At 62.5% G+C, this 22,499-nt stretch carries 20 protein-coding genes; 15 read left to right on the forward strand and 5 right to left on the reverse strand.

The annotated features are described in order from the left end of the window. Positions 1-630: 630 nt before the first annotated feature. The 3 genes from AB1792_09515 to AB1792_09525 form a co-directional block, all read right to left on the reverse strand. Positions 631-3,003 carry a vitamin B12-dependent ribonucleotide reductase gene (locus AB1792_09515; GenBank protein ID MEW5702454.1) on the reverse strand — a complete coding sequence of 791 codons (2,373 nt, stop codon included), beginning with the start codon at positions 3,001-3,003 and terminating at the stop codon, positions 631-633. Between the two features lie 485 nt (positions 3,004-3,488). Further along, the gene (locus tag AB1792_09520; protein ID MEW5702455.1) at positions 3,489-4,028 is read right to left on the reverse strand and encodes a hypothetical protein; all 540 of its coding nucleotides are present in this window, start codon (positions 4,026-4,028) and stop codon (positions 3,489-3,491) included. A 256-nt stretch (positions 4,029-4,284) separates the two neighbouring features. Further along, positions 4,285-5,538: a TIGR00300 family protein gene (locus AB1792_09525; protein MEW5702456.1), complete on the reverse strand. Its 1,254-nt coding sequence runs from the start codon at positions 5,536-5,538 to the stop codon at positions 4,285-4,287. 116 nt (positions 5,539-5,654) lie between these two features. On the opposite strand from AB1792_09525, the gene AB1792_09530 reads away from it, so the two are divergent. Continuing rightward, positions 5,655-6,329, forward strand: a complete 675-nt coding sequence (locus AB1792_09530; GenBank protein ID MEW5702457.1) for a hypothetical protein — start codon at positions 5,655-5,657, stop codon at positions 6,327-6,329. Continuing rightward, on the forward strand, positions 6,307-7,101 hold the full coding sequence (locus tag AB1792_09535) for a hypothetical protein (GenBank protein ID MEW5702458.1): 795 nt from the start codon (positions 6,307-6,309) through the stop codon (positions 7,099-7,101). Before AB1792_09530 ends, AB1792_09535 begins: the two co-directional genes overlap by 23 nt. A gap of 350 nt (positions 7,102-7,451) precedes the next feature. Here AB1792_09535 and AB1792_09540 read toward each other — a convergent pair whose 3' ends face one another. After that, positions 7,452-9,101 (reverse strand): hypothetical protein, encoded by a 1,650-nt coding sequence (locus AB1792_09540; GenBank protein MEW5702459.1) that lies wholly within the window; start codon positions 9,099-9,101, stop codon positions 7,452-7,454. Between the two features lie 369 nt (positions 9,102-9,470). On the opposite strand from AB1792_09540, the gene AB1792_09545 reads away from it, so the two are divergent. Then, positions 9,471-10,397 carry a hypothetical protein gene (locus AB1792_09545; protein MEW5702460.1) on the forward strand — a complete coding sequence of 309 codons (927 nt, stop codon included), beginning with the start codon at positions 9,471-9,473 and terminating at the stop codon, positions 10,395-10,397. A 642-nt stretch (positions 10,398-11,039) separates the two neighbouring features. Here AB1792_09545 and AB1792_09550 read toward each other — a convergent pair. Then, positions 11,040-11,315 carry a hypothetical protein gene (locus tag AB1792_09550; protein MEW5702461.1) on the reverse strand — a complete coding sequence of 92 codons (276 nt, stop codon included), beginning with the start codon at positions 11,313-11,315 and terminating at the stop codon, positions 11,040-11,042. Between the two features lie 150 nt (positions 11,316-11,465). Here AB1792_09550 and AB1792_09555 point away from each other — a divergent pair, with 150 nt between their 5' ends. From AB1792_09555 to AB1792_09610, 12 genes are all read left to right on the forward strand, one after another. Next, a complete protein-coding gene (locus tag AB1792_09555) occupies positions 11,466-12,113 on the forward strand; it encodes a class II aldolase/adducin family protein (GenBank protein ID MEW5702462.1) in 648 nt (215 codons plus the stop codon). A 21-nt stretch (positions 12,114-12,134) separates the two neighbouring features. Then, positions 12,135-13,394, forward strand: coding sequence for an aminotransferase class I/II-fold pyridoxal phosphate-dependent enzyme (locus tag AB1792_09560; protein ID MEW5702463.1), 1,260 nt, complete (start codon positions 12,135-12,137; stop codon positions 13,392-13,394). 17 nt (positions 13,395-13,411) lie between these two features. Next, a complete protein-coding gene (gene folB / locus AB1792_09565) occupies positions 13,412-13,810 on the forward strand; it encodes a dihydroneopterin aldolase (protein MEW5702464.1) in 399 nt (132 codons plus the stop codon). A gap of 22 nt (positions 13,811-13,832) precedes the next feature. Further along, positions 13,833-14,378 carry a 2-amino-4-hydroxy-6-hydroxymethyldihydropteridine diphosphokinase gene (folK, locus tag AB1792_09570; GenBank protein MEW5702465.1) on the forward strand — a complete coding sequence of 182 codons (546 nt, stop codon included), beginning with the start codon at positions 13,833-13,835 and terminating at the stop codon, positions 14,376-14,378. A gap of 3 nt (positions 14,379-14,381) precedes the next feature. After that, positions 14,382-15,038 (forward strand): deoxynucleoside kinase, encoded by a 657-nt coding sequence (locus AB1792_09575; GenBank protein MEW5702466.1) that lies wholly within the window; start codon positions 14,382-14,384, stop codon positions 15,036-15,038. Between the two features lie 135 nt (positions 15,039-15,173). Further along, on the forward strand, positions 15,174-15,950 hold the full coding sequence (locus tag AB1792_09580; protein MEW5702467.1) for a prolipoprotein diacylglyceryl transferase family protein: 777 nt from the start codon (positions 15,174-15,176) through the stop codon (positions 15,948-15,950). A gap of 101 nt (positions 15,951-16,051) precedes the next feature. Beyond that, positions 16,052-16,855 carry a 3-methyl-2-oxobutanoate hydroxymethyltransferase gene (gene panB, locus AB1792_09585; GenBank protein MEW5702468.1) on the forward strand — a complete coding sequence of 268 codons (804 nt, stop codon included), beginning with the start codon at positions 16,052-16,054 and terminating at the stop codon, positions 16,853-16,855. A 153-nt stretch (positions 16,856-17,008) separates the two neighbouring features. Continuing rightward, entirely contained in the window at positions 17,009-17,869 is an 861-nt protein-coding gene (gene panC, locus AB1792_09590) for a pantoate--beta-alanine ligase (protein ID MEW5702469.1), read from the forward strand. A gap of 61 nt (positions 17,870-17,930) precedes the next feature. Further along, positions 17,931-18,275 carry an aspartate 1-decarboxylase gene (gene panD / locus AB1792_09595; GenBank protein MEW5702470.1) on the forward strand — a complete coding sequence of 115 codons (345 nt, stop codon included), beginning with the start codon at positions 17,931-17,933 and terminating at the stop codon, positions 18,273-18,275. 62 nt (positions 18,276-18,337) lie between these two features. Next, entirely contained in the window at positions 18,338-19,114 is a 777-nt protein-coding gene (locus AB1792_09600; GenBank protein MEW5702471.1) for an NTP transferase domain-containing protein, read from the forward strand. Positions 19,115-19,374: 260 nt separating this feature from the next. Then, a complete protein-coding gene (locus tag AB1792_09605) occupies positions 19,375-19,875 on the forward strand; it encodes a metal-dependent transcriptional regulator (protein MEW5702472.1) in 501 nt (166 codons plus the stop codon). Positions 19,876-20,101: 226 nt separating this feature from the next. Beyond that, entirely contained in the window at positions 20,102-22,420 is a 2,319-nt protein-coding gene (locus AB1792_09610) for a TonB-dependent receptor (protein ID MEW5702473.1), read from the forward strand. The last annotated feature ends 79 nt before the right edge of the window (positions 22,421-22,499 follow it).

The following is a 22,499-nucleotide window of genomic DNA, read 5'->3' on the forward strand; positions in this document are numbered from 1 at the left end:
GGCCCTCCCCGTCAACGGGGAGGGAGCATGGTTCTCCCCCCGTGGACGGGGGGAGTTAGAGGGGGGGCCTTCTCCCCGTGGACGGGGGGAGTTAGAGGGGAGGTCTTCCCGATGTGGACAGTGGGAGTCGGGGGCCGGGCACAGCACTCGCGAGCCTGCAAGCATCGCGCACATGACGTCAATCTAAGGCACCCAGAGAGACGAAGTGCATCTTCTTCTCCCGCGGTCCGTCCCCCACCCCGACCCTCCCCGTCAACGGGGAGGGAGCAAAGTGGTCCTCCCCCCGTGGACGGGGGGAGTCAGAGGGGAGGCCTTCCCCCCGCTGGCGGGGGGAGTTGGAGTGGGGGTCTTCCCGATGTGGACAGTGGGAGTCGGGGGCCGGGCACAGCACTCGCGAGCCTGCAAGCATCGCGCACATGACGTCAATCTAAGGCACCCAGAGAGACGAAGTGCATCTTCTTCTCCCGCGATCCGTCCCCCACCCCGGCCCTCCCCGTCAACGGGGAGGGAGCATGGTTCTCCCCCCGTGGACGGGGGGAGTCAGGGGGGCACAACTCCAAACCCAAAACCCCCGCGGGGGGTGCGCGGGGGTCCGGGAGAAACAGCTACGGCTTGTGGCCGTAGGTACAATCAACATTGGGAATATCCGCAACCGCGGCAGAGAACGCAACCCTCTTCGTGTTCCAGCATGCCGCCGCAATCGGGACAGTGTTCCTTCGCAATGTCCGGCTTGTCGGTCAGACGGGCGCCATTGCCGAAGTGATCGTTGAGCACCTTGGCGATCGCATCGGGGATTGAGAAGATCATCCCCCGCCGCTCAAAGATCGGCTGCGACCCGCCGATCCCCTGCAACTGTTTGACGATCTGCGACACCGCCACGCCGGAGCGCAGCGCCAGCGAAATCAGCCGGCACATCGCCTCGGTGTCGGCCATGGTCGAGTATCCCGACTTGCCGATCGAAGCAAACACCTCGAACGGCTTCCCTTTGTGCAGGTTGACCGTCACATAGAGGTTGCCGTACCCCGTGCGGATCTTCTCGGTAAATCCTTCCAGAACATCGGGACGCTCCTCCGGCTCCACCGGGCGCCCGCTGGGAGGCACCGGCTTCGGCGCCGGGGCAACCGGTTTCGCCACCGGCACCGGCGGGGGAACTCGCTGCTCCGGCGGACTCGGCGGGGGGGCTTTCGGCAGATCAAACGCCCCCACCTGATCTGTCGCGCGCGCTTCCTCCGGTGTGGCCCCGGTCGAAAGGACCTGCCCCGGACGGGACCCATCGCGGTACACGGTCACGCCCTTGCATCCCAGACGGTACGCCTGCCAGTAGGCGGTCTGCACATCGTCGCGCGTCGCCTTCTGCGGCAGATTGATTGTCTTCGACACCGCCGAATCGCAGTGCTTCTGGAACACCGCCTGCATCCGGATGTGGGCCGAGGGCGGAACATCGGCGGCGGTCACGAAGATGTCGCGCACATCCTCGGGAATCTCATCAAAACCACGAATCGAATTGGCATTGGCGATCTGTTCCATCAACTCCTGCGAATAGAAGCCGCGCTCCTTGGCCACCTGCTCAAAGAGCGGATTGACGTCGATCAGCCGCGTCCCCTCCATCACATTGCGCACGAACGAAATCGCATAGAACGGTTCGATCCCCGATGAGCATCCGGCGATGATCGAGATTGTCCCCGTGGGGGCGACCGTGGTGACGGTCGCATTACGCATCGCCACCCCCTCGTCAGCGTACACCGACCCGTCCCAGTTGGGGAATTTGCCGCGCGAGGCCGCCAGATCGGAGGAGTGCAGCCGCGCCTCCGATTCAATGTGCGCCATCACTTGCTCGCCGAGCTCAAAGGCCTCCTCGGAATCGTAGCGCACGCCCAGCTTGGCCAGCATGTCGGCCCACCCCATAACGCCGAGGCCGATGCGACGGTTCTTCTTGGTTTGCGCCGCGATCTCGGGAATCGGGTACTTGTTCGCATCGATCACATTGTCGAGGAAGTGCACGCCGAGATGCACCAACTGCGTCAACTTGTCCCAGTCGATCCCCTCGGACGGCCGGCGACGATCATACGTCGGCGGCAATTCCTCCCTGATCGCCTTGCCGAGATTCACGGAGGCGAGATTGCAGGAATCGTATGGCGGCAACGGTTGCTCGCCGCAGGGATTGGTCGCTTCGATCTCCTCGATCCGGTGCGTCGGATTCGTCTGATTGACCCGGTCGACAAAGATCACCCCCGGCTCGCCGGTGCGCCAGGCATGGTCGACGATCGCCGCGAACACCTTGCGCGCATCCAGCGACTGCACCACCCCATCGATCTCGTATGGCCGACGCGTCGTGGGGTGGCGCAGCGCATACGGTTTCCCCTGCTCGACGGCGGTCATGAACTCATCGGTGACGGCCACCGAGATGTTGAAATTGGTGATCTGGCTAAGGTCTTCCTTGCAGGCGACAAATTCCTCGATGTCGGGATGATCGACCCGGAGGATTCCCATGTTGGCCCCGCGACGGGTCCCGCCCTGCTTGACCGCCTCGGTGGCGGCGTTGAACACCTTCATGAACGAGACCGGCCCGGAGGCGACCCCCGATGTCGAGGCGACGACCGAGTTGCGCGGCCGCAGACGGGAGAAGGCGAATCCGGTCCCACCCCCGGACTTGTGGATCAGCGCGGCGTTCTTGATCGACTCGAAAATCTCCTCCATCGAATCACCGACCGGGAGGACGAAGCAGGCCGACAATTGCCCCAGGGGCCGTCCGGCATTCATCAGAGTCGGGGAGTTCGGCATGAACTCGCAGTTGACCATGGAACGGTAGAACTTCTCGGCGGTGCGACGCACCTCATCGGCATCGGCGCCGTAGCTGGCATCGACGGCCGCAATGGCCCCGGCCACGCGCCCAAACAACTCGGCCGGAGTCTCCGCGACTCTCCCCTGGTCGTCCTTCTTCAGGTAGCGCCGTTCCAAGACCCGCAGCGCATTCTCGGCCAACCCTGGTGTCTGCTCGAACATCTCCCCTCCCGCGGAGCACACCGCACCATCCGGCGACAGAGCACCCCTTCCCCTTTTATTACGGCTGTCTGACCTTTGGTATCTACTGTCCCGTCGGGCGCCCAGCCCGCAGGTCCAAAGAGCGGACGGAGATTAGCCGCAGCGACTGGTGGTGTCAATCAAAAATTGCGGTTAGGGGAAAGAAAAATCACAATATATTGTGGTTCAGAGTGTTAATGACCACGCTATCTTGTGACGCTTGGCACGTTGCGTCGAACGGCGGGCAGGACCGATCTGGCTGTCGAGCGTAACATATTGAAGGTAAATAGACTAACATGCCAAGGTGAGCGGCGACATGGGGTAACAGAAGCGCGTGGCCGACTGGTTGGATGTGGATAGAGAATGCCAAACGTCTCGCACGCAGGAATAACTCCTCTTCCAAACCACCCAAACCAAAACCCCCGCGCCGTAGGCACGGGGGTTCAGTGTCGTAATGGACTTGCCAGCTACTGGCCGGAGGCTGCTGTCTTAGGCTTGGCGTTCTTCATGATCTCCGCCATCGCCTGCGGCATGACCCCCATGACCTCCTTGGTGGTCTTGACGTAGGCATGGAGGGCATCGACCCCCTCCTTGGTGGTGGCGGAGGCAACCGCGATCTTCCCCATCGAGCCATTGAACTGCTCGATCTTCACGTCCTTGCGCGCCATGAGCTTCGCCATGCCGGTGCAAACTGGACAGAAGGTCTTGTCGAACTCGGCCGGGGGCAGCTTGGCACCGTCGGCCATCGCCGCCTCACAGTCCTTCTCCCATTTGGCGCAGGTCGGGAGCAACTTGGCATCGGCCATCAGGAAGGTCGAAACGTACCCATTCGCGGTCTCGAAGACGTCGGCGCGAATGCTCGGGCCCAGCTCAGGGTAGTTGACCATCGCCTTACAGGAGGGACAGTTCGCCACTTTCGTGGTCAACTCCCCCGGGGTCATCGCTCCGGCCGTGACCAGAGTGCCCAGGACGATCACCGCGACCAGCACTCCCATGGACTTTCTCATTCCCACTCCTCCGTTGGTACAGGTTGCTTGCATACCCGACGCCCGCGATTGTGCAACATCGTCAGACGAAAGGCCGGTGACAACGCTCCCAGCATATGTCTGGGGAACTTCTGGGTCAAGAATAAATCGGTCAAGTTCAGTCCTGTATGTCGTCCCACTGGGTTGTTAACCCGGATTGATCGTGTCGGTTCCCCGGTTTCCAGGGCCGTAGGCCTGCCGGAGGGGCCGTCTTGGGGGTTTTCGGAGAACGGGTCTGTTAGCGGGAACCGGCGGCGGCGTTCCCAAGCTGTTGCTGCAGAAGGTGAAGGAACAACCCCACGTCGGTCACGCACCCGACCGCTTGGTGCGAGCCACGGTCGGCCAGTTTGGTGACGACCGAGGGATTGATGTCGACGCAGACCGTCTTGACCCATGAGGGAAGCATGTTGCCGACGGCGATGGAGTGGAGCATGGAGGAGAGCATCAGAACGATCTCGGCCCCGTCGAGATGGCGGGCATACGCTTCCTGGGCGCAGGTGACATCGGTGAGCACTTCCGGAAGCGGACCATCGTCACGAATCGACCCGGCCAGAACGAATGGCACACGCTTGGCCACAAGGGCGTGCATGACGCCGTCCTTAAGTAGGCCCCGCCGCACCGCTGACTTCAGCCCGCCGACGCGCCGGATCGCATTGATCGCCCGCATGTGGTTCTGATGCCCGTGCTCGACCGGGACGCCGGTCCGGGTGTCGATCCCCAGCGAAGTCCCGTAGAGCGCCCGTTCGACGTCGTGGACGGCCAGCGCGTTGCCGGATAGAAGCGCATCGACCCATCCATCGTGTATGATCCGGGCCAGCGGTTCGCCGCCGCCGGTGTGGATCACCACCGGTCCGGCAACGACGATCAGTTTCCCCTGACGCTCCCGAATCCAACGGGCCAGATGCCCCACGACCCATTCGACCTTCTTCTCCGATGAAACATCGTTGGTCATGAAGCCGAAGTCGGCGCGAGCGCGGTCTTTGAACTCGGGGAGGATGCGAATGCCGTCGTGCCCGCAGACGATCCGGTCGCCGCGCCTGATGTCGCGGAGCTTCCGACAGAACGGACGATCCCCATTCCCGTCCAGAACGATGACCGCATCCATCCGCTGCCGCTCGACCCGTCGCCAACGCCCATCGAGGAAGACCTCGGTCGCATGGTTTGTACTCGAATAAAAACCCTCCGGCGCCGCCCCGTCTTTCGGGGCTCGGCGTGTCACCAGCCGCCCCACCGCCGCCGTGTAGAACCCCAAGCCGACGAGGCGCTCCAGGACACGGTCGAGGCGTCCGGCGCTGTCGGCGCGCACCTCAATTTTGGCCCGTGAGGGCTGCGTGTTCGTCGATCCGAGGGTGAAGTCCTGCACCACAAAGGCGGCCCCGCCGCGCACGATCAGGTCCATTGCCTCGGACAGGACCCCCGAATCGACGAGGTGCCCCTCGGCGGAAACCGTGGCGCGATGTGGGCGGGCCGGTACCATCTCACTAAATCCCATCGGATTTTCCACGATACTATTAAGAGACCGTCGTCGTCCGATATGCGGACAGGCCACGGTTCGATTGCCTGTGCGTCCGGTTCGGCTTCCTTGAAGGAGGTCCGCCGGCTTCGGCCATGGACAGCAACGACTACATGCCGCCGGGGAAGCTCGGCTCCCACCGCCACGGCGACAAGCTCCTGCAGGTGCAGACCGAGTTTGCTCTGCGGCCGCGTCCCCGTCTGACCTCGACGGTCACCGTCGACGGCCGCACGGTCCACAAGACCGATCGCGAGTGGACCGAGGACCTCTCGCGCGAGGAGAACCGCCTGCGGTTGGAGATCGACCTCGCCGAGCAGCATCGCGCCACGATGGCGTTGGTTGTCGACCGCGCGGCTGAGTATGCCGAGAGCGGTCGGCCTTCACCGACACCGGGAGGCGATGGCTTCGCCGCCGCCTCGTTCCGCGACACCATCGAGGAAGTGCTGCGCACCGTCCCGTACACGATGGGGTTCTACGAATTCGATCAGAACGGCGAGATCATCTACCGCCGTCTCTTTCGCGACGTCGTCGCCGACTGGGATCGCGAGTTCGCGGCGCTCAGTGCGATCGTCTTCGGTTTGCCGCAGATCATCCGGGTGGGGGAGTTTCGGCAGGGGATCGTCTGCTTCGGCGCGGAGAATCTGATCTCGGCGCGCATTCGCGGTCGCGCCTTCGGCATCCTCACTGAGCCGCAGGCCGGCATCGAGCACTTGAGGCGCGACTTCCCCGAGTTCTTTGAGGCCGTCTATGATGCGAACGATCCTGTCTGACATCCGCGCCCTGGCCGGCGTGACCGGAGTCGCCGTCGTGGCCAAGCGCGACGGGCGGATCGAGCATCTCTTCCCGGCCGCCTTCACCGAGCAGCACACGCAGCGCCTGGTCGATCTGGTGACCTCGACCTATCAACGGCTGCACGGCTTCACCCGGCTGGCGTTGCGCTTCGAGCGCGTCGTGGTGCACCTGTTCAATCAGCCGGAGTTTCTTCTCTTCGTCACGGTGTTGCCCGATATCGACGCACGGCAACTGGAAGCATTCGCAGCGTCGAAACTTGACGCCATCGCCCGTGTCCTGGCCCGTCCGGAGCCGACGCCGCCGCGCGTTGCGGCGACAAGGAAGCCGACTGTACGTGGCGGCCTCTCATCTGCACCCGTCGATCCTTCGGGTGACCCGGTCGCCATCCTGATCAAGGCCTGCAACACGCTCTCCGACATGATGGCCGACTCGCGGGGACGGATCCGTCTCGCTACCGACTGGCGCAAGGCGCGCGAGTTCGCCAATCAGGACGAAGCGGCTCTGACGGCGCTGTTTATCGATGCCGCAGGCCGGATGGAAATCCGCAAAGGGCAGAACCTCCCTGCCAGCGCCGCTGTCATTGATGCCTTTGCCCGCATGATCGATTGCTTCCTCGAAGGTCTCGACACCGCCCGCACAATCGCCGAAGAAGAGTTCTACACGCTCATCGAGCCGCACCGCGCTGTGTTAGAATCCGCCGGGGTCTATCTCTATCTTGGCACCACGGTGCGCGCCAAGTCGGCTCGCTGAGCACACCTGACTCCACATACCAGGGTAACCAAGGGGCTTCAGCCCCTTGCGCACCGTTCAAGGCGTTGTGCCCGGGGCCACCCCGCGAGGAATTGACCCGATCGCGTGGGGCACAAGGAGGACAGGCATTCTTGGGCGTGTTGAAAAAGCCACCGTTTCCGTGGCGCCGGGTGCCCACACCCGGCGCAAGTGGCTGTGCATCAACGGTCGGGTGTGGGCACCCGACCGCACATGTGCGGAATTGGGAGGTTTTTCAACAAGCCCATTCTTGCCTGTCCTGGGCAGACAGGAATGTCTGCCCTCCTGGTCTCTCTCTTGACAGGGGGGCTTTCAGCCCCCTGCTGTCCGTGTCACGGCGCACATGGATTGCAGAAGACGATCGCCGGATCAGCGCCACCGAACGCGCAGTCGATCATCCGCGTGATGTCGGCCGCGGTCGTGACACCATCGCAATCGACGTCGGTTGTCTCAATCGGAAAGCATGGTCCTTGCGTGCACACGTGGCAAAGCGCATCCGGGTCGGGAATCCCCGCCTCGCCCCGGATCGCAACGTCGATACTCAGCACGACGTCCACGATATCACAGGCGCCGTCGCACCGTGGGTCGGCCATGCAGGAACAGCCACATTGAACGTACTTGATGGTCAGGAAGTCCATCCCCTTGAAATCTGGACTTGGATAGGAATAGAACCCGGTGACATAGATGCCCCCTTCGCCATCGACGTGCACTGCTGTTCCATGCTCAGACGATCCGTGATCGAATCGCTGCTCCCAAAGGACGTCGCCGGATGGCCTATACTTGATCGTCACGCAGTCTTCCTGCGTCGCCCCGCCCTCGCTGTAACCGGTAACGTATGCGTTCCCCTCGACATCCATCGAAATGTCATGTGCTTCGTCCCAAACCTCGCCCCCTCCGCCGGGTCCGTTGTATCGCCCTTCCCATAACAGATCGCCAGCGGAGCTGTACTTCACAGTGGCATAATCATAGGACCGGGCCCCACCAGCCCAACTGAAGCCCGTGACGTACACGCCGCCGGCGCTGTCCAACGCCATCGCCGTCGGCTGATCGGGGCCGTGGCCGGGACCGTCATAGCTGCGGCTCCACAAGAGATTGCCGTCCGAATCGTAGGCCACGGTCAGGTAGTCGTACGACGAAGTGGCGCCAGTCCAGCTTGTCCCGGTGACATACGCGGTGCCCGACTGATCCACTGCCAGCGCGGTCGCCTGATCGCCCTGATGGCCTTCGCCGTCGTATCGGCGTTCCCAGAGCAGGCCCCCATTAGCCCCGTACTTGAGCGTCAGGAAATCAAGGCCGCTCGACGTCCCTGTGCTCGTGCCGGCGACGTAGACATTCCCTGCTCCGTCGACGGCAACCGCGACTGCCGAGTCATCGCCATTCCCGGATCCATTGTACCGTTGCTGCCACAGCAGCGCACCGGACAGATTGTACTTCAGCGTAGCGTAGTCGAGTCCGCTACCGGCTCCCTCACTAAATCCCGTTATGTAGATATGATCTGAGCCGTCGATCGTCATCGACTGGGCGTGATCGACACCGTGCGTCGGTCCGTCGTAGCGCCGTTCCCAAAGGAAGTTCCCCTTCCAGAGGTACTTGATCAGGACATAGTCATCCTGTGTGCCGCTGCCGGGACCGTATCCGGCGACACAAACGTCGCCCGCCCGGTCAAGTCCGACGGCACACGCGACATCGTCACCGTTTCCCGGGCCGTTGTACCGTCTCGCCCACATGAGGTCGCCTGCGGGACTGTATCTCACCGTTGCGATGTTGTATTCGGGCCAGGAGTACGGGCTCGACACATCGGTGATGCCCGTTACATACGTATTGCCCTGTGCATCCACGGCAAGAGCCGTGGACTGGTCCGCGAGTCCGGCTGGCCCGTTATAGAACCGGACCCACGCCGTGTCAATCGTCTGCGCAGTGGAAGCAGACACGGTAATGACGAGGCAGGTGATTACCGAGAGGATGGAGGTTGCACGTCGCATGACGGGCACTCCTTCTACAATTGAATACCGCAAACACGATTAGGAAACGCAAGTGAAACCGCATTCTTTGGTCGTTCGGCGCAATAATTCTCTTGACAACGGCGTGGGCAAGATGTAGTCTGGGATTACCCCCCCCCTGGCGTTCAGAAGTGCACACGCCGATCGGGGTCAGTAACAAGAAGAGATTGAACAAGTTGAGGTCGCATTGCGACCGGGAGGTGCGTCATGCGCACTTGGCCTCGCTCGTTCTGGCCCATGATCGCCGCGGCTTCTCTATGCGCGATCCTCTGGGCGGCGCCCCATTCCGGCAACAGCCAGACAGGGGCAATCGTACGCCTCACGCCGGATCGAACCGAGAATGTGGAACGCGTGATTGCCGTCCAGGAGAGACATACGGACGCCATCATGGCTACGCCTGGTATCGTCGGGACGGCCGTCTGTGTGACACCGGAAGGGCACTTGGCAATCAAGGTATATGCCAGTGGTCCCGGCGTCACAGGGATCCCGGTCTCATTCGACAGCATGCCCGTCGTCGTCGAGGAGACCGGAACAGTCTTGGCCCTCTGGCTGCCCCCGCCTCCGCTGAGCGGCTGCTACCGCCCAGTCCCCATCGGGGTTTCTACGGGTAATGTCTATAGTTGCGCGACAGGGACCATTGGCTGTGTTGTCATGCGCAACGGAAGCAAGTGTATGCTCAGCAACAACCACGTGATTGCACGGAAGAACGCAGCCCAAATCGGGGAAGCCATCGCACAGCCGGGACTGTCAGATCATTATCCTCCGTGTCAGGAAGAGCCGGCCAATGGCTGCACCCCCCGGGTTGCGTCGTTGGTGGATTTTCAGCCAATCAGTTTCGGCGGCGGAAGCAACACCATGGACGCCGCTGTCGCGCAGTATTGGGCACAGAACGCGAGCTGTGCCACTCTGGTACCCGACTTCTACGGCTACCCGGGCAGCCAGCCGGTTACAGCCTCCTTGGGCCCTCCCATAATGAAGTGCGGGCGGACGACGCGGCAAACGCAGGGTACGGTCGAGGACATCAACGCGACGCTGTGGGTGTGCTACGCTAACCCATGCGGCCTCTACGACTCGGCTCTCTTCGTTGGCCAGTTCGGGACCTCCAAGAGCTTCGCTTTCGGAGGAGATTCCGGCTCTCTCGTGGTCACAGACGACGTTGAATTCGATCACTTTCCCGTGGGCCTCCTCTTCGCCGGCGATCCTACCGGGAAGGCATGGGTCAGTCCGATTGCGCCAATCCTTCAGCGGTTTTCGGCCACGATCTGTACGGGTAACTGACTTCGGCGATCCCAAACGGAGTCGGCGGAGCCAGACTCTGGGCGGCTCTGGCACAGCCCCCAAAAAAACAACCGGCCCGACCGAAGTCGGGCCGGCGAGAGGCCTATCGAGAGCATTTGATTTGAAAAACGCTTCCCAACCCATACGCTAAAGGCGTTTTACAGCCACAGCGGGTATTTTGTCCTCGCTATCCGCCACAGGCGGACAAGTCCACCGGAGGCGGAGTCCCGGCAAGGTACGCAACCCGGCGGGGGCGGCCTTCATTGGTACAACCTGTAAAAGGTTTTTCAAATGCATCTCCCCTCGGCCTTCACTCTCAATATAGGCGATTCCTCCACGGATGCAATCGGCATCCACTTCTATTGTCGGCGAATTCGCGAAGGATGTTGAACGAATTCCCGTGCAGTCGGAAAGAAACGCGACCGGTTTGGCCCGCAAGGGGCTGAAGCCCCTTGTTGGCCGGTTGGTATCATCGTCCAAGTTCGGCAAACAAGGGGCTGAAGCCCCTTGTCCGCGATCTCGTACCGGGTGCCATGCACAAGGCCAACGACCTTTGGTCGGTGGGCTTGTGCGTGTCTCCCTATATGGCGGCGGTCAGACACGCACAAACAAGTTTGTGCGTGGCACCCGGTAGATTGATGCTCAGTCCTTGAACAAACTGTCGAAGTCCGACTTCCCCTTCTTCGCTCCGCTGCCTTTCCCGGTACCCAGAGCGCGGAAGTAGTCGCAGGCATTTGCGACTTCCTTGTCGGGCTGCAAATCGGCCTGCGGCTCGCGGCAGTCGTTGGGCGAACCGACGTGGTAGAACTCGCAGTTGCGGCAACAGCGCAGCCATGCCGCGCAATGCGGGCATTCGGCATCGCGTGTGATCTTCCCCTCGGGCTCATACTCTTTGCCGCAACTCCAGCATTTTGCCATCGTGCCGCCTCCTGCCTCGAGATTCCAACGCAGACTAACAGCCGCTCCAACGCGAGTCAAGCCGGGTGTCGCGTGGCCTTGGCGTTGGGAGACGGCAACGGACGGACAATCCCGTTGATTCGATGCAGATCCGGGGGCATTATTGGCGCGATGGTTGCACGTCCGCCAACACGTTCGGCATCGGCCTTGCGTCGCGAGATGGTCGTCATCGGCCGCCGTCTCTATGAGCGCGGCCTGATCGTGGCGGCCGAAGGGAACATCTCAGTCCGGCTGCCGAACGGTCGCACCCTGGTGACCCCGGCGGGCTTCTGCAAGGGGAGGATGACCACACGGGACCTGGTGGTCGTCGATGCCGACGGTCGCACCGTCTCGGGACCGTGGCCACCCTCCAGCGAAGTACGCATGCATCTTGCGGCGTTGGCCGCCAGAACCGACGTGAATGCCTGCGTCCATGCCCACCCGCCGTACGCGACCGCTTTTGCTGTGGCGGGAATCGCCCTGACCGAGCCGGTCCTGCCCGAGGTGATCGTGACCTTGCGGTCGATCCCACTGGCCGAGTATGCCACACCCGGAACCGGCGCCGTCGGCGTGTCGATCGAACGGCACATCGCGGGCGCGGATGCGATTCTACTGAAGAACCATGGCGTCCTGACGCTCGGCGTCGATCTGGAGACCGCCTTTCGCCGTATGGAGATCGTGGAACGCTGCGCACAGGTGATCTGTCTGGCCCGAGGTCTGGGTCATGTCGATCACCTGTCGCCGTCGCAGGTCGGTGAACTGTTCAGGCCGAACCGGTAATCAGCAGGGAATGGGAATCCGATGGCACCGCTCACGCGCAAGATCCTCCTCGATCGCACCGATCGCATGCAACGCCTGGGGGTCCCCTCGATGGACTTGGAGCAAACGGCGTTGCGACTGGGACGGCGCGAAGTGGAGATCATCGATTTGTCGCGTTTGACCGTGAGCGGAACGCTGACGGCACGAGAAGTGGACTCCGTGGCCGTTGTATCCGAGCGGGGATCGAGTGACTGGCAGGAACCGACCGAAGCGGATTTCGCGACTCTGACCGACGCCTTTGTCCGTTGGTATGACCACCGCTTCGGCGTCGCGTTGGACCCGGCGCGAGAAGTCGTTGCCGCTCCCAACCCGATCGTCGGTCTGTTCTCACTCTCGCTGGCGTTTGTCGAGGCCGGCGACCTGGTGCTTCTCCCCGATCCCGGCGCCGCGTTTTACCGTGGCACCATCGTTCTGGCGGGCGGCGGTGCGGTTCCCTATCACCTGTGGGAGCGTAACGACTACCTCCCCAGCTTCCCCGGTCTGGAGGCCGGTCTGGTCGGACGGACGCGCATGATGGTGCTGTCCCATCCCCACAACCCGACAACCGCAGCCGCTGATGTCGGCGTCCACGTGCAGGCGGTGGCGTTCGCGCGGCAGCACCAAGTCTTGCTCGCCCACGACAGCGCCTTCACCTTCGCGGTCGACGGCGCCTTCCGCCCCCGATCGTTCTTGCAGACCCACGGTGCCAAGGGGGTCGGAGTCGAGATCAGTCCCATCGGCGTCAACTTCGGCCTGACCAACCTACCCGTGACCTTCGTCTGCGGCAATCGCGACGCCGTGGCGGCGGCGGCCTTCCTGCTGCAACGATCCGGTTTGCACCCGTCACGCGCCGCATTGCGCGTCGCGCAGCATCTGCTCGAACATGCGGAGGAGATCCTGGCCCGCCGGACCGGGCGGCTGAAAGCATCCCGGCAACTTCTCACGGAGACCGCCGTGGCGCTGGGCTGGAATCCGCGCTCCTCACCCACGGCTCCGTTCCTGTGGATCGCGATCCCCACCACGCTCAACAGTGAGGCGTTCTGTCGACGCATCCTCCGGCGCACGGGAATCCTGCTGAACCCGGGGACTGCCTTTGGAGAACGCGGCGAAGGATTCGTCCGCATGGCCATCCCCGAAGACCACGCAGTCGCCGTGGCGGCCGCGGAACGCTTGCAACGGCACGCCCGCTTCTACCAGCGACCGCTCCCCCGTCACCGACCCCTGAGAGTGCGGCGCCGCAACCGCCCGCCAACGCCGACATAGTACGGAGCGTCAGGTTCATGCCCATGGCCACCATCCGCCTGCACAACATGACCTTCTACGGCTTCCACGGCGTGTCGAAAGCCGAACGCGAGACCGGACGGCGATTCGAGGTCGACTGCGAACTGACAATTGACACCTCTCGCGCCGCCGATTCCGATCGACTGGCCGACACGGTCAACTATACGGCCGTCTATGACACCGTCGAAGAAATCGTCCAGCGGAACAAGTTCAACCTTCTGGAAACCGTGGCATCGCGCATCAGCACGACATTGATGGATCGATTCGCCGTCCAGCGGGTGGTTGTGCGGGTCCGCAAGAGAATTCCCCCCATTCCGGGGAATCTCGATTACATTGAGGTGGAGCTGGACTCCGCGGCGGATCGCTTACCTCGACGACGGTCGCGGCGAAACGGCTGACCGGAACACATACAATCGTACGATGGGCGCACCATCATCGACGGGACAGGCATTCATCGGCGTCGGTTCGAACATCGGCGACCGGCTGGAACACATCAACCGGGCGGCGGAGTTGCTGTGCCGGACCGACGGTGTCCGCACGCTCATCAGCGCCCCGATCTACAAGACGCGTCCCGTCGGACCCGCCGGGCCGGGAAACTTCTACAACACCGTGTTCCGATTGACGGTCGCGCTCTCTCCATGCCAACTCTGGCGACGTTTGCAGGAGATCGAAGTGGCGTTGGGACGCCCCCCGGTTCGGACCCCGGGGCATGTTGGGGCGCGCACCATCGATTTGGACTTGCTTCTCTATGATGATCTGATCATCCAGAATGAGGATCTGACTGTGCCCCATCCGAGACTGTGCCAACGAGCGTTTGTCCTGGTACCGTTGTGTGACCTGGCGCCCGATTTCTGCTGCCCGGAATCGGGGCTCTCGATCCGCGAGCTGTTGGCGCAACTACCGCCGTCGATCGAGCTCATCGGCCGGGTCGCCGACCCCGTCACCGTCGACATCTCCGTGAGATAGTCAATGTCCGCAGCCGCCCCCGATCGACGCCTGATTGTGATTGAAGGGCTGCCGGGCTCGGGGCATGCGGACTTCGCCCGCTGGATCGGCACACGCGACGATTGGTACGCCGCCTGCGAAGAACCACATTCGTTTGCCACCGTCAAGGGACAACGCCCTTCGCCGCTGTCACCTCTTCTGCAACGCCTGTTGGATCGGTATGATCACGCGCACTCGCTCGTGATGACCGACATGTTCCGCGGTCATGTTGTCGCCGATCACGTCTTCGACACGCACCTGCTCTGGGCGAAGGCCCTCTTGGCGGAACGCGAATGGCGGATCTACCAGAAGATCGCCGAGGTGATCGTCCCCCCGCCGGTGTCGCCCGACCTGGTTGTCTACCTGCAGGCGCCGGAGCCGGACAACCTGGCGGCACTGCGGACACTCGACAAAGCGATCGAACCCGAGCGCTGGCGCGAATTGATCACGGCCTACAACCACCACTTCTTCGCCTATGAGGCCAGCCCGCTGCTGGTGGTGCGGACACAGTCGTCGGCGTGGCTCTCCGCCGACGGCGCCCGCGAAGCGCTGTGGGAACGCATCGCCTCCTTCACCGGCGGCAAGACTTACATCATCGGCGAGGTCGACTTCTGGCAGGGCGGCGACCCGACGGGGGATTGATGTCGTCTGGTGCCTCACGGTGTGCCGTAGGCTGCGTATCATGGCTGTGATCTCCACAGCAAGCGGTGGCGCACCTGCTCACGTGCACGCCTGGACCACAGGCTGGGGAAGACGCACCGCTACGTAGATGGCATTCTGACCTATGCCATCGTGTACACGGTGGGCATGGTCACGCAGGTGGCGTTGGCCGTCTGGCTCTGCCGTCGGCGAGGGGTGACCGTCATGGGCGGTATCGCCTTGGGTCTGTGCTACGCGTTTGCCATGAACACCGGCGCCCGGATCCTCTACGACATACTCAACCGTCGTTTTAGTCTCCCGAACTACTTTGATCCCGGCTACTACATGCAGCGGGGCATGTGGGGCGGGCCGCTGGTCTATCTGGCATTGGCATTGGCGGGCGTACTGATCCTCGCGCGCGATAGGCGCCAGATGGCGGATGTGGTCGCGCTGACGCTGCCCGTGCCGATGATACTGGCCAAGGTCTCCTGCTTCATGAATGGTTGCTGCTATGGAGCGCCCTGCCGTCTGCCATGGGCGGTGAGCCTCCCACCGGGATCTGACTACTACACGGCGCCGCCCGGCATTCCCCGCCATCCGACGCAGATCTACGAGATCGTGGTTCTTGGGATCGTCCAAGTCGTGTTTCTGGCGCTCAACCGCGAGCGGTGGAAGGGCACGCTGGTACTCTGGTTCCTCGTGCTGTACGGCATCGGCAGGCCGGTGACGGAGTTCTTCAGGGCCGCCGAGAAGCGGATCGTGGTTTGGGGGCCGCTGACGTCTTCGCAGATCGTCTGTCTGGCTGCCGCTTTGGCGGCGGGAATCGCGCTGATGCTCATCAAGCATCGCCGGGGATTCATGCCGCAGGGCGAATCCCGGCAAGACGATCCCTCCGGCAACGGATCAGGGCAATGACGTTTGCCCTGGGATCATGACATTCCGGTTCCGCGGTGGATTGATTTCAATCTCCCGCTGTCTTACATTCGTTGCCGATTCGTGCCGTTGGAAAGATCGAGATGTCCACAAAACCCATCACCGTCCCCGAGCTTGTGCGCATGAAGGCGGCAGGCAGGCCCATTGCCATGCTGACCGCGTACGATTACTACACGGCGCGTCTGCTGGACACCTGCGGCATCGACGGCATTCTGGTCGGCGATTCGGCCAACATGGTCTTCTATGGCGAGCCGACGACGCTGTCGATTACGATGGATCAGATGATCTATCACACGCGCGCGGTGAGCCGCGCTGTCTCGCATGCGCTGGTGATCGCCGACATGCCGTTCATGTCGTATCAGGTCAACGCCGACGAGGCACTGGACAATGCCGGGCGCTTCCTCAAGGAGGGCGGCGCCGCTGCCGTCAAACTCGAAGGCGGCCTGCCGATCGTGCCGACCATCAAACGCGTAGTGGATGCCGGCATCCCGGTGATGGGGCATATCGGCCTAGTGCCACAGTCGATCCATCGCTTCGGCGGATATGGCCCGCGCGGTAAGACGCCCGAGGAACGCCGGTTCCTCCTCGATTCGGCCGTCGCGCTCGCCGGGGCGGGGTGCTTCTCCATCGTGATCGAGAGTGTCCCGGCCGACCTCGCCGCCGAGATCACCCGCGCCATCCCGATTCCGACCATCGGCATCGGCGCCGGAGTCGGTTGCGACGGGCAAGTCCTCGTCACCAACGACATGCTCGGGCTCTTTGAGGATTTCCACCCCAAGTTCGTCCGTCGCTACGCCGAGCTGGCCGACACCATGCGCGCGGCCTTCGCCGGGTACATCGACGACGTCCGTGAGCGTCGCTTCCCCTCCGCTGATGAGTCTGTCTGACCTTGCCGTCGGTCTCAAGTCCCCCGTCGGACCAGAGCATGTCCTGGCGGACAAGGGGCTTATGCCCCTTGTTTACCCACGGAAGTGTGACAACGCCCGGACGTGGAGAGGTTGTGAAGCCGATCTTGACTGTGTCGGACAGGGCACTCAGATATGAAAACCACACGTTCGATCAGTACCGTCCGCAGTACCGTCACGGCTTGGCGCCGACGCGGACTCACTGTCGGCTTTGTCCCCACGATGGGGGCATTGCACCAGGGTCACCGCGCGCTGATGGCGCGCGCGCGCCGACTCTGTGATCGCACCGTGGTATCGATCTTCGTTAATCCCACCCAATTCGGTCCGCGCGACGACTACAGTGCCTACCCCCGGACCTGGTCGGCCGATCTTGCCGCCTGTCGAAAGGAGAGGGTCGACCTGGTGTTTGCGCCGACAGCAGAAACGATCTACCCGGGGGGCTTTCAAACGACCGTGTCACTCCCGGCGCTGTCGCGACGTTGGGAAGGCGAGGCGCGCCCCAGACACTTCGACGGCGTTGCCACTGTCGTGCTGAAGCTGTTCAACATCCTCCAGCCCGATCTGGCCATCTTCGGCCAGAAGGACTTTCAGCAATCGGTCATCATCCGGCGAATGGTCTCTGACTGCCATCTACCGATCCGAATTGTCGTCGTGCCGACCGTGCGCGAGAGCGATGGTCTTGCCCTCTCCTCACGAAACGTCTATCTTGACGTGGCCAGCCGTACCGACGCGTCTGCGGTCTATGCGGCTCTGCAATGGGCCCGTGCCGAAATCCGGCACGGGACCGCAACGGCGAAACGACTGCGTCGGGAGATGACCGGGCGGATCGAGGCAACCGGCCGATTCGCCGTCGACTATATCGCCTTCTGTGACCCGGAAACACTGGAGCCGAAACGGCGTTTAAAGAGACCGTTGGTGATCCTCATCGCCGCCATTTGCCGCGTGAAGGGACGCGCCAACGGGCGACGGTATATCGACAATACGCTGATTCGCTGACAACACCATCGGCAAACAAGGGGCTTAAGCCCCTTGTCCTCAGCCGGACTGAACCGATCCCATGTTGATCCACGTCCTCCGCGCCAAGATCCACCGCGCCCGCATCACCGCGGCCAACCTCCAGTATGAGGGCTCGATTGCCGTCGGGACCGACCTGTTGGCCGTCTCGACGATCCATGTCCACGAACGCGTCCAAGTCGTCAATCTGAACAACGGCGTCCGCTTTGAGACTTACGTCATTGAAGGCAAGCCGGGAGAAATCACACTCAACGGCCCGGCGGCGCGGCTGGGACTGGTGGGCGACGAGGTCATCATCATCGCCTATGCTCTCATCGATCCCGAAAAAGACAAGGCGATCACACCGCGCATCGTCCAGGTAGACGCCGGTAACCACCCCATGGCATGATTGATCCTTCGCCTTCCTCTGTACCTTGTAGGGGCACGGCGTTCCGTGCCCTCTGACGACAGATGTACGTCGTACCCTCTGAAAACACCGGGACTCCTGCGCCGACGGCCGCTGTCATCCTGGCTGCCGGTCTCGGCAAACGCTTCCCCGCCGATCGCCCCAAGGTCCTCATGCCGTATCGGGGGCGGCCCTTGGTGCATTGGGTCATCGATGCCGCCCGTGGCGCCGGGATGGCCCGCACCCTTGTAGTCATTGGCCATTACGGAGAGATGGTTCAGACGGCCTGCGCCGGGATGCCGGTCGAGTTCATCTGGCAGCATGAGCGTCTCGGTACCGGCCATGCGCTTCTGCAAACCGAGCCGTTACTGGGCCGACACCAAGGACACATCATGGTTCTGCTGGGCGACGCCCCCTGTGTGAGGAGCGCGACGATCACCAATCTGCTGGCTGCACACGTCGACGCCCAGGCTGCCGCCACAATACTGACCGCTGAGGTGGACGATCCCACCGGGTATGGCCGCGTGATCCGCGCACCCGACGGGACCGTCGACCGCATAGTCGAGCATCGCGACGCCGATGCCAGTGTGCGTCAGGTTCGCGAGATCAACTCCGGCGCCATCTGCTTTCGGGCCGACTCGCTCTTCCCGGCTCTGCATCGGATCGGCAATGCCAACCAACAGCGAGAGTATTATCTGACTGACACGATCGCCATCCTCCGTGGCGATGGCCGCCAAGTGAGTGCCTATCTGGCCGGCGATCCTCATGAGGTTCTCGGCGTCAACAGCCCCGAGGAATTGGCGGCTCTGGAACGACTTGCGGAAATCCCGAAGGTGCGGTAAGGTCAGCCTCAAGCGTTCGAGAAACCCGGAGGGACGAAAGAACATAGCCCACGGCGCAAACCGTGCAACTCCTGCGAAGTCCCTTGGACGACAATCCGATATCGCGGGAACGCTGCCCGGACACAGCGGAAGGGATGACAACCACAAGGTCGGAGAGTAGTCCCGAGTTCGACCGCAATGGCTGCCACAACCTGACCCATGTGTCAGAATTCACTTGCTTAAGTTAGGCGTGCCTAATTAACGTCCCCCCGGAGCCGACAATGGCCAGAGATCTCTCATCCAATATGGAAATGTACCTCAAGACGATCCTCCGTCTCGACGCGCAGGAGGATTCCGTGCGCGTCAAGAGCATTGCAGACGCTCTCGGTGTGAAAATGCCCTCGGTCTCGGAGGCCATGAAAGCGCTGCAGGCGGGCGGGCTGGTACGGCATCCGTCGTACGGGTCCGTGCAGTTGACGGCGCGGGGGCGGAAGACTGCTGAGGCAATCAAACGGCGGTTCGATGTTCTGCAGGGTTTTTTTGTCAACGTGCTGCAATTGGATCAGCGGACGGCCGCACGCGACGCGTGTCAGATGGAGCATGTGGCGGGTCCTGAAACGTTGCAGCGCCTCACCGCGTTCCTGGATTTCGTGCAGCATTGCCGCATGGATGTCACGGCAGTGATCAGTCACTTCCGAGAGTACGTCGACCTGCGAACGGCCGGCAGGCGCTGCCATGATTGCGAATTCGCAGCCAATTGCGAACTCGGAGCGAGAAGTTGACCAGACTCACGGTGCACGATGACAAGCTGGGTATCAGACATTGGGCCATCCGAGCGGCGCAAGCGGTCCTTTTTTTCCCGTCAATGTTAGGAGTGCCGAACTTCGGCTGCGATCGGGAGAGACCCATCATAAAGAGAGTAGAAATGTCTCCGGACCAGGTGCCGATGCCCGGACCGATGCGCATCGCTCCGGGCGAGGGGGATACAACAACAGAAGGGAGATCTTCATGCCAAGTGTGAAAGTGACCGTGTTGATCATCGGCCTAGCTTTGCAGGCGGGGATCGCGCTTGCCGAAGGGTCGGGGGCGATCCAAGGACGGATTCTGGACAACAGGAGCGGTGAGCCACTTCCCGGGGTCAGTGTGGTCGTCGTGGGAACCACCCTGGGTGACGCCACCGACGCGCTCGGCACATACCGCATCGTGGGGGTCCCGGCCGGCCGCCGACGGATCGAGGCGGCCATCATTGGCTACCGCTCAGCGCAAGTGGAGGTCGATGTCGTTCCCACGGAGCCCGTGCTGGCTGACTTCCATCTGGAGCAGACCCCGGTGCAGGTGGGCTCGGTCGTCGTGACCGGGACAAGATCGCCCCGCTACATCAAGGATGTGCCGGTGCGAACCGAGGTTCTGACTGGTGAGGCGTTGGAGAATAAGGCCGCTCACAGTCTCTATGAGGCCTTGGACGACGCGCCGGGCATACGGATCGAACAGCAATGCCAGAGCTGCAACTTCTCAATGGTGCGCATGCAGGGCCTGGGGGCGGACCACACTCAGGTTCTGATCGATGGGCAGCCGCTGTACTCCGGATTGGCAAGCATCTACGGTCTGCAGCAGCTCGGAACCGCCGACGTAGATCGCATCGAGATCGTCAAGGGCGCCGGTTCTGCACTCTACGGCAGTGGCGCCATCGCCGGCGGCATCAACATCATTTCCAAGTGCCCCGCAGAGCGGCCCGAGACCAAAGTCGGGATGGAGCTTGGATCTCACAGCACGAATACCTTCGACCTGTTCTCGTCCCAGCGGACGGGCGCAGTCGGTATCGCGGTGTCCGCACAGAAGAACACGGGGAATGTGATCGACGAGACCGGCGATGGCTCATCACGGCGGGAGGTGCGCAGCGCCGACGGTATCTCGGACCGCGTCAAGACCGATGCGACGACCGCCGGCGTGCGGCTGACGGTTGACGGACTCAGGGACACTGACCAGTTGTGGCTCAGTGGACGGATGATGCATGAGTTGAGACTCGGGGGTGTACTGACCGACGATCTCTTCACGAATCCCTTCGGCCCGGGAACCGAACGGATCACCACGGACCGATACGAGACCCAGGCCGGATACCGTTGCCGCCTTGGCCCAGGTCGTGAGCTGGAGGTCTCGGCGGCCTATGCCCATCACGACCGTGACGCGACCAACGACGGGTTCCTGAACGACTACATGGCCGCGCACCAAGATACGATGCCGTCGCTGGAAGAAATGCGGCCGTACCTCGCGTGTGAACATATGTTTGTCGGCAACGTGAGTCTCGGGCAGGCACTACCCAGCGGGCACCGGCTCTTGGTCGGTGCGCAGTACAGCCACGATCGACTCGAAGAGTCGGGCAAGTACGTGGTGGTCGACACGGAAGATCCACTCTACGGCGAATCGTACACCTCCACCAGCCGCAAGCGCGCCGACCAAGTCGGCGTGTATGTGCAGGACGACTGCGAGATAAGCCGCGCGCTGGAATTGGTGGGCGGGGTTCGCTATGACTACCACAACTCACGAGATGCCTTCCGCGGGTCGGGGGGAGTGGCTCCCCACGGCGTCGAACCGGTACGCTACGATGCATCGACACTCAATCCCCGGCTCGCGGTTCGATTCACACCGAGACGATCCGTCACCCTGCGCAGCAGCGTCGGCACCGGATTCCGGGTTCCCTACGGATTCAGCGAGGACCTCCACCTTTGCAGCGGCTCACCACGCGTCTGGAAAGGCGCGGACCTGAAACCGGAGCGGTCGATCAGTTACAGCATCAGCGCAGACTATGACTGCGACCGGCTCTCGGTGGCGGTAAACCTGTTTCATACCGAGCTTCGGAATGCCATCGCGTTCGTCGCCGCCAAGGAAGGTCCGGCCCAACTCGGCTACACCTACGAGTGGAAGAACGTCGGCAACGCATCTGTGCAGGGACTCGAACTGACCACCCGCCTAGCCTTGCGCGACAACCTGATCGTGAGCATCGACGCGGCCTTGAACCACGGCCGCTACGACCATCCGCGCACCGATTGGGTGGGAACAGACTATCAGGACGACAGCCGCTGCATCCCCCGTTTCCCGCAGACCACCGGCGGTATTAAGCTGGACTTCACTCCCGTCGGCTGGGAGTTCGGGATCGAGACTGAGTACCAGGGACGGATGTATATCGACTACATCTCGGAAGAGCCGACGCAGTCCAGGATCAAGCACACGGATCCGTTTGCCATCGTAAATGCCCGGGTGAGCAGAACGCTGTTCCAGCGTCTCATGTCCTGTGTCAGACAAATTCGGCCAAAAAAGTTGATGGTCTGACGCCGGCCTCCGCGCGGTTGTGACGAAGCCTTCTCTGCCTCGCCTGTTTAACTTTCTCCCGATACTCTTCCAACAACCT

It is taken from the genome of Candidatus Zixiibacteriota bacterium (genome assembly GCA_040752595.1).
GTDB lineage: Bacteria > Zixibacteria > MSB-5A5 > WJJR01 > WJJR01 > JACQFV01.

What these genes read in the sequence shown, in the direction of transcription:
- AB1792_09515 (MEW5702454.1), bottom strand. Translation starts at nt 3,003, where the DNA reads ATGTTCGAGCAGACACCAGGGTTGGCCGAGAATGCGCTGCGGGTCTTG.
- AB1792_09520 (MEW5702455.1), bottom strand. Translation starts at nt 4,028, where the DNA reads ATGAGAAAGTCCATGGGAGTGCTGGTCGCGGTGATCGTCCTGGGCACT.
- AB1792_09525 (MEW5702456.1), bottom strand. Translation starts at nt 5,538, where the DNA reads ATGGGATTTAGTGAGATGGTACCGGCCCGCCCACATCGCGCCACGGTT.
- AB1792_09530 (MEW5702457.1), top strand. Translation starts at nt 5,655, where the DNA reads ATGGACAGCAACGACTACATGCCGCCGGGGAAGCTCGGCTCCCACCGC.
- AB1792_09535 (MEW5702458.1), top strand. Translation starts at nt 6,307, where the DNA reads ATGATGCGAACGATCCTGTCTGACATCCGCGCCCTGGCCGGCGTGACC.
- AB1792_09540 (MEW5702459.1), bottom strand. Translation starts at nt 9,101, where the DNA reads ATGCGACGTGCAACCTCCATCCTCTCGGTAATCACCTGCCTCGTCATT.
- AB1792_09550 (MEW5702461.1), bottom strand. Translation starts at nt 11,315, where the DNA reads ATGGCAAAATGCTGGAGTTGCGGCAAAGAGTATGAGCCCGAGGGGAAG.
- AB1792_09555 (MEW5702462.1), top strand. Translation starts at nt 11,466, where the DNA reads ATGGTTGCACGTCCGCCAACACGTTCGGCATCGGCCTTGCGTCGCGAG.
- AB1792_09560 (MEW5702463.1), top strand. Translation starts at nt 12,135, where the DNA reads ATGGCACCGCTCACGCGCAAGATCCTCCTCGATCGCACCGATCGCATG.
- folB (MEW5702464.1), top strand. Translation starts at nt 13,412, where the DNA reads ATGCCCATGGCCACCATCCGCCTGCACAACATGACCTTCTACGGCTTC.
- folK (MEW5702465.1), top strand. Translation starts at nt 13,833, where the DNA reads ATGGGCGCACCATCATCGACGGGACAGGCATTCATCGGCGTCGGTTCG.
- AB1792_09575 (MEW5702466.1), top strand. Translation starts at nt 14,382, where the DNA reads ATGTCCGCAGCCGCCCCCGATCGACGCCTGATTGTGATTGAAGGGCTG.
- panB (MEW5702468.1), top strand. Translation starts at nt 16,052, where the DNA reads ATGTCCACAAAACCCATCACCGTCCCCGAGCTTGTGCGCATGAAGGCG.
- panC (MEW5702469.1), top strand. Translation starts at nt 17,009, where the DNA reads ATGAAAACCACACGTTCGATCAGTACCGTCCGCAGTACCGTCACGGCT.
- panD (MEW5702470.1), top strand. Translation starts at nt 17,931, where the DNA reads ATGTTGATCCACGTCCTCCGCGCCAAGATCCACCGCGCCCGCATCACC.
- AB1792_09600 (MEW5702471.1), top strand. Translation starts at nt 18,338, where the DNA reads ATGTACGTCGTACCCTCTGAAAACACCGGGACTCCTGCGCCGACGGCC.
- AB1792_09605 (MEW5702472.1), top strand. Translation starts at nt 19,375, where the DNA reads ATGGCCAGAGATCTCTCATCCAATATGGAAATGTACCTCAAGACGATC.
- AB1792_09610 (MEW5702473.1), top strand. Translation starts at nt 20,102, where the DNA reads ATGCCAAGTGTGAAAGTGACCGTGTTGATCATCGGCCTAGCTTTGCAG.